Raw genomic sequence first — 6,700 nt, forward strand, 5'->3', positions numbered from 1 at the left:
TGGCCATAATTTGCGGATGAGTTTAATTAACTACCGCCAAAGTCAGGATTTTTTGAACCTTGCGGATGGCTTTTTGAAAATTGCGACTCGTTGTAGTCAATGGACTGGGTGGATGAAGATATTGAGGTTTTTGATCTGGGTTCTTTAAAAATCGATAGTGCAAAAATTCATCTTGATAACGAATATTTACATCTTCACCTTGAGACAAGCGCTGAAAACAAACTGAAGGGTAATTCATGTAATGCAGACGATGGATTGGTTTTAAACCTTCTTTGTTATAAAGAACATTATTAACATTGACAAAGGGGTCGGCATCAGCACAATTACCTGTTCTATCCTGGCCATGAGGGCTGAGAGTAAAATTAAATAGTGAGCGATCGCACCGTAATGTCATGTAATTAAACAATAATGCATCATCCCAGCATTTGGGTATCCATTGAATTTCGTCTTGCTCAATTAATAACTGCTTCATAAATGCGATTTCTGTAGTATCAAATATACCTTTCTTAGAACCAAAGAAACTAGAACAATGTAATTTATGGCGAACGTCTTCTTCTTTATACAAACCAGTATTTTCAATAACTACAAGATTTAATGCTGCATTTTCTGGTGATTTTTTATGTTCCCAATCGTCAAATATAAAATCATAGTGATTTAGTTTGTCTAATAAACTATCAATTGGCTTCATGGCCAAACTATCAGCATCATAAAATATAAATTTTTCAAATTCACCATCAAAAGCACACAACTTTCGTAATAAAGGACTACGATACCATGTATTGCCCGATAAGTTGTTCTGCAAAACTGCTGGATGCACTGACCAAATTTCATGAGCAAAATTATCCCAGCGCTGGATAGATTCCCCGTTATCAAATAGGGTTACGTTTTTTCGAGAGTTGATTTCCTGCTGTACTCGCTCTAATTGGTCATTATAAGGAATCACACATACTGGAATGTCTCGACTAACATTAACCTCAATGCTATTGAGCAAAGCGACTAACTGATCAAATACAGCATCATTGGCAAGGGTGTAAATACCGGAGGGTTTCATCTTGCTAAATCCTAGTTAACTGACAGAATTACTGATGACAGTTATATCTTTACGTATACTTCACGATAAAAGCAACATATCACCTGTGAATATAGTGATGAACTTTTGATTATCAGTAACTTATAAAAACTTTACAAAAAAATGAATAAGAGATATTTATGATGACATCCAGTCTTAAATCAGGTCATGGTATGTGTATCATCGTTTGATTAACTTCTATGAATATTTTGATACTGTCGGCTACCTTTCCTTATCCACCAACACGGGGAGGAACTCAAGTCAGGACGTTTAATTTACTGAAATATTTGAGTCAACGTCATGCGATCACCTTGGTAACTCAACACGATCGCAGTGTCACAGATGCAGAAATAACCAGTTTAAGGGATTGTGTAGATCATCTTGTGGTTTTTAATCGTCCAATAGATGACGGTACAGCGACAAATCCCTGGAAAAAAGTGCAGCGCTTGGGCCAATTCCTGCTTCAGGGAACACCACCTAGTGTAATTAACCGCTATTCCAGCGAGATGCAAGCATGGATTGATGACGCGATACAAGTAAAAAAATATGATGTGATTACCTGCGAGCATAGCGTCAATGAAATTTATGTGCGATCGCATTTCCAGAAATCTCTCAAAACCATAGTTAATATTCATAGTTCTGTCTATGGTAGTTGTCTTAACCAGATAGCCACAGGGGTTTCTGACAATCTCTTGCGAGATAAAATTAATTTACCCTTACTACGACGTTATGAACAAAGATACTGCTCTAAGTTCTCAGCAATGGTAGTGACAACCGAAGAAGATAAAATTCAACTGCAAGCATTTAACCCTGACAGTGAAATTACCGTAATTCCTAATGGCGTAGACTTGGAGACATTTCCCAACCGTACCACTGATCCGGGAGGACATAAATTAGTATTTATCGGTGCTATGGATAACTTAGCTAACATTGATGCTGTGTGCTTTTTTGTCAACCAAGTCCTACCCGAAATTCAAAAATCTTATCCTGATACCACTCTTGATATTGTCGGTTCTCGTCCTGCTCCAGAAGTTTTAGCACTCAAAGAAAAACCAGGAGTTAATGTCACAGGAAGTGTGCCTTCAATGGTAGATTACCTACACAAAGCCACCGTCTGTGTTGTCCCCATGCGGACAGGATTTGGTATTAAAAATAAAACTTTAGAAGCAATGGCTGCCGGTATACCCATAGTAGCAAGCGATCGCGGTCTAGAAGGACTAGCTGTAGATGGTGCAGATACTCCCATCCGAGCATTACGCGCCAACGAACCCGCCGAGTATGTCAAAGCCATTAGTCAACTATTCGAGCATCCACAACTACGTTCTCAATTGTCTGATAATGGTAGACAACTAGTAGAAACAGAATTTACCTGGGAAATTGCCGGTCAACGTTACGAACAAGTTTGTTTAGGAACACACGACACACCACATAGATAAATACCATCTGTGATTTGGGCGACAAAACAAAAAAGAGGAATGATCAGCAGCGATAATTTCACACTGTGTTGATCACTCCTTTGACCTCGCGCGTTGATCAGCTGTTATGCTTACCTACAAATACAGCAAATAAATTCTTAACTTTTCTCTAACTAAAGTTGCTAATAATTATTAAGAAGTTACGTAATTTTCTATACATTTTTATATTTATTCTGTAATTGACGAGTCCAATGTCTTGATAGTGTATTGTCGTAAAAATCACTATATTCCCCAAAAAGACCTTTTAAACCGCTACCAGAGCCACAAATTAGTGTATTCAGGAACACAATTTTACTTAAACTTTGTCCTATATCTAAGTTAGTCATGAACTGACTCTAGGGGTGGAAGTTAAAGAAAACAATAATAGTTATCTTAATGAACAATGGAAATAATCAACACAAAGCTGCTTCATAATAGCAACTAGAGATGAATGATAATTGAGATTTAATTGCAACATTTTACTAACTAAAGTACTGAGTTAGCGATTTCGTGGTAGGTTCAGAAATTAGTAGAACACTAGAATATATGTACATATTCAGAGTTCATGTGGTCAAAAATGACACTTTATTAAAAGTTTTATCACCTGCCAGACTCAAGAGTGATGCGATTTTTCCCATGATCGATATAGTAAAATTTTGGCTAAACCTCTGCAATCAAGTAGAGGCAATTTAAAGTGAATATAGAACAATTTATCCAAAGAACAGAAGTATTACATAGCCGTTTAGCAGACTTGTATCAAACAGCTAGCGTTCTGCCTTGGATTCCGCCCGAACTACTGCCGCAAGCATTTAAGGAACTCTATAGCACTTCAAAAATGGTGCAATTAGCGGCAGAAGAACTTTATCAACAAAACGAAGAACTCATCCAAACACGCAATTTTTTAGAAGTAGAACGCCAACGCTACCAAGATTTATTCGAGTTAGCCCCCGACGGCTATGTAGTCACAAATGCCGAAGGAATTATCCAAGAAGCGAATCTTGCAGCAGCTAAATTGTTCAATGTTTCCCGACAGTTGTTGGTAGGCACACCAATAGTTAACTTTGTCAACCCCGAAGAAAGACAGCCTTTTCGCCTAGAACTCAACCATTTATCCCAATCGGATCGATTTAAAGAATTAGTTGTCAGTTTGCAAAAAAATCATGGTGAATTATTTAACGCGGCCTTAACAGTGGCAGTAGTTCGCAATCAACAAGGTAGGGTAAACTCTATTCGCTGGCAGTTACGTGATATCAATCAGCGTCAGCGCCAAAAATCTGAACTACTCAACAATGAGCATGATCTCATTCAGGATCGCCCCATACATAAACATTCTAAAGGAGATACCATTTCCCTCAATCCCTTATTCATTTGGTATGTTCGTCAGGGTGTAGTCAAATTAAGTACCTTTTGTGAAACCGGCGAAGAAATATTAATAGGACTAGCTAGTCAAGATATGGTTTTTGGCTCTAACATGACCTCATTACCTATTTATCAAGCCACAGCCCTGTCAGATGTAGAATTAGTCTCAATTTATGTGACAGAAATAGCTACAGATCCCTTACTGAGTCATACTCTATTACCAAAAATCAATCAACGTTTAAAGCAGACTGAATCTTTGTTAGCCATTACTGGTAGACGGCGAGTAGAAGAACGATTGCACCATCTCTTGCAACTGTTAAAGCAAGAAATCGGTGAACCTGTAGCAGAAGGAACTCGCCTAACTGTACGCTTCACTCATGAAGATATTGCCAGTGCTTGCTGTACTACCAGAGTCACAATTACCCGATTGCTAGGGAAATTACAACAACAGGGTTTAATTAGTTTTGATGCCAAAAAATATATCATAATTCGTAATTCGTAATTCGTAATTCGTAAGTAGAACGACTTGAAAAAACCAAACTATGTAAAATAATGTAAATTTACCTAAAATCAGTTCGTAGTCAGGACTTTAGTCCTGATTTGAGAACTAAAGTTCTCACTACAAACATTTAATTATTTACCCTGTTCTACTTAATTCGTAATTTTGATATGTTGGTTCCTCAAGTTGATACTCCACGTCTGATTTTGCGTGGATGGTGTGCAGCAGATTTTGATGCTTATGCCGAGATGTGTGGTAATTCAGAAGTTATGCGCTACATCGGTATGGGAAAACCTTTATCACGTGAAGATGCTTGGCGAAATATGGCCATGATTGTTGGTCACTGGCAACTTCGGGGTTATGGAATGTGGGCGGTTGAGGAACGTCAAAGTGGGGAAATGATTGGTCGGATTGGTTGTTGGCAACCAGAGGGTTGGCCAGGTTTTGAAATTGGTTGGAGTTTACGGCGGGCTTTTTGGGGATGTGGTTTGGCTACAGAAGGTGCAAAAACTGCTATTAATTATGCTTTTGAGGATTTAAAGCAGTCCCAGGTCATTAATTTAATTGTTCCAGAGAATATTGCTTCTATCCGAGTTGCCCAGAAGTTAGGGGCAAAATTGCAAGGGACAACAGAAATTTTGGGAAATGAGGTGCTAATTTACGGGATACTTCGAGAAGATTGGCAAATGATGTATGAATATGGTGTTTAAGCAATATAGTATGAATTTTTTCAGATGCAAACATCATCAGGCTATATCCTGGCATTAGATTTAGGAACAACAGGTAATCGCGCTTTTGTATTTAACGTAGACGGTGAGATTATCGCTCAAGCATACAAAGAACTCACCCAATATTATCCTCAGCCGAGATGGTTGGAACACGACCCTGAAGAAATTTGGCGCGATACTTGTTGGGTGATGCAAACTGCCATTAAAAATGCTCAAATTACACCATCAGAAATTGCGGCATTGGGACTAACTGTGCAGAGGGAAACTTGCTTAATTTGGGATAAAACTACGGGTAAACCGTTACATCCAGCAATTGTATGGCAAGACCGCCGTACTGCCCCCTTTTGTCATCAATTGCAAGCACAAGGCTATGCTCAAGAGATTTACGATCGCACTGGTTTAGTTATCGATGCCTATTTCTCAGCTACTAAATTGAGATGGCTATTAGACCATTGTCCTGACATTAACCTCAACAACATCTTAGCAGGCACAATTGATACCTGGATACTGTGGAAAATTACTGGCGGTAAAGTTCATGCTACCGACCACAGCAACGCCAGTCGCACAATGTTAATGAACCTGAAAACTGGTGCATGGGATGAGAAATTACTAGATATATTACAAATTCCAGATCAGATTTTACCTTCTATTCAGCCCAGCTTAGGGAAATTTGGTGTTACTGATATCACTCTGCTAGGTACGGAAATTCCCATCACCGCCATCTTAGGAGATCAACAGGCTTCTTTATTTGGTCATGGCTGCGATCGCCCCGGTTTAATGAAATGTACTTATGGCACTGGTAGCTTTTTGGTAGCGCATACAGGCGCAGAAATTGTGCGTTCTTCACAGCAGCTAATTTCCACAGTGGCTTGGACACAACTAAACCAAAACAATATTTTAAATATGGGTTATGCCTTAGAAGGTAGTATGTTTACTAGTGGCGCTTGTATCCAATGGTTACGTGATGGCATCAAACTAATTAAAACAGCCGCCGAAACCGAAGCAATGGCAAATCAGGTGACAGACACCAGTGGAGTATACTTTATTCCGGCCTTTAGTGGACTAGGCGCACCCCATTGGGATATGAGCGCCAGAGGAGCCTTTTTTGGCATTACCGCCAGTGTCCAACCCCAACATTTAGTCCGTGCAGTTTTAGAAGCGATCGCCTACCAAGTTTTAGAAGTAGTACAAGCAATCAACGCCTCTTGTAGTACTCCCATGCAACAGTTAACCGTAGATGGCGGTGCTTGTGAGAACAATTTTCTCATGCAATTCCAGGCAGATATTTTAGGGATTCCCGTAGCACGCCCCATGATGCGCGACACCACCGTACAAGGAGCAGCTTTTGCCGCAGGATTAGCCATAGGATTTTGGGATGATTATGCAGCATTAGTCAGCCACAGAAAAATCGACCGCATATTTGAACCAAACCCAGACAACCATCAAGGAAAAGCCAACTTCGCCACCTGGAAACAAGCCGTGAAGCGAACTCTTGCCTGGGAATCTTAAACAAAGAAGTAGGAATGTAGAAGTGCAGAGGAGAAAGAACTCGCTCCTTCCCAGTCTTTCCCCCCTGCACCCTGCCCCCTTG

At 39.7% G+C, this 6,700-nt stretch carries 5 protein-coding genes; 4 read left to right on the plus strand and 1 reads right to left on the minus strand.

Translation table 11 applies throughout. The features are described 5' to 3' along the window. Positions 1-22: 22 nt before the first annotated feature. Positions 23-1,051 (minus strand): Npun_R2821/Npun_R2822 family protein, encoded by a 1,029-nt coding sequence (locus tag ACM0OS_RS11605; protein ID WP_414543337.1) that lies wholly within the window; start codon positions 1,049-1,051, stop codon positions 23-25. Positions 1,052-1,269: 218 nt separating this feature from the next. Between ACM0OS_RS11605 and ACM0OS_RS11610 the strand changes: the two genes are divergently transcribed. From ACM0OS_RS11610 to glpK, 4 genes are all read left to right on the plus strand, one after another. Next, positions 1,270-2,505 carry a glycosyltransferase family 4 protein gene (locus tag ACM0OS_RS11610; RefSeq protein WP_414543338.1) on the plus strand — a complete coding sequence of 412 codons (1,236 nt, stop codon included), beginning with the start codon at positions 1,270-1,272 and terminating at the stop codon, positions 2,503-2,505. Between the two features lie 712 nt (positions 2,506-3,217). Further along, entirely contained in the window at positions 3,218-4,384 is a 1,167-nt protein-coding gene (locus tag ACM0OS_RS11615; RefSeq protein ID WP_414543339.1) for a PAS domain S-box protein, read from the plus strand. 167 nt (positions 4,385-4,551) lie between these two features. Continuing rightward, positions 4,552-5,091 (plus strand): GNAT family N-acetyltransferase, encoded by a 540-nt coding sequence (locus tag ACM0OS_RS11620; protein WP_414543340.1) that lies wholly within the window; start codon positions 4,552-4,554, stop codon positions 5,089-5,091. Between the two features lie 24 nt (positions 5,092-5,115). Beyond that, positions 5,116-6,618 (plus strand): glycerol kinase GlpK, encoded by a 1,503-nt coding sequence (glpK, locus tag ACM0OS_RS11625; RefSeq protein WP_414543341.1) that lies wholly within the window; start codon positions 5,116-5,118, stop codon positions 6,616-6,618. Positions 6,619-6,700: the final 82 nt, after the last annotated feature.

The sequence above is a fragment of the Nostoc sp. CCY0012 genome (assembly GCF_963920855.1).
In the GTDB taxonomy this organism is placed as follows: domain Bacteria; phylum Cyanobacteriota; class Cyanobacteriia; order Cyanobacteriales; family Nostocaceae; genus Cyanocohniella.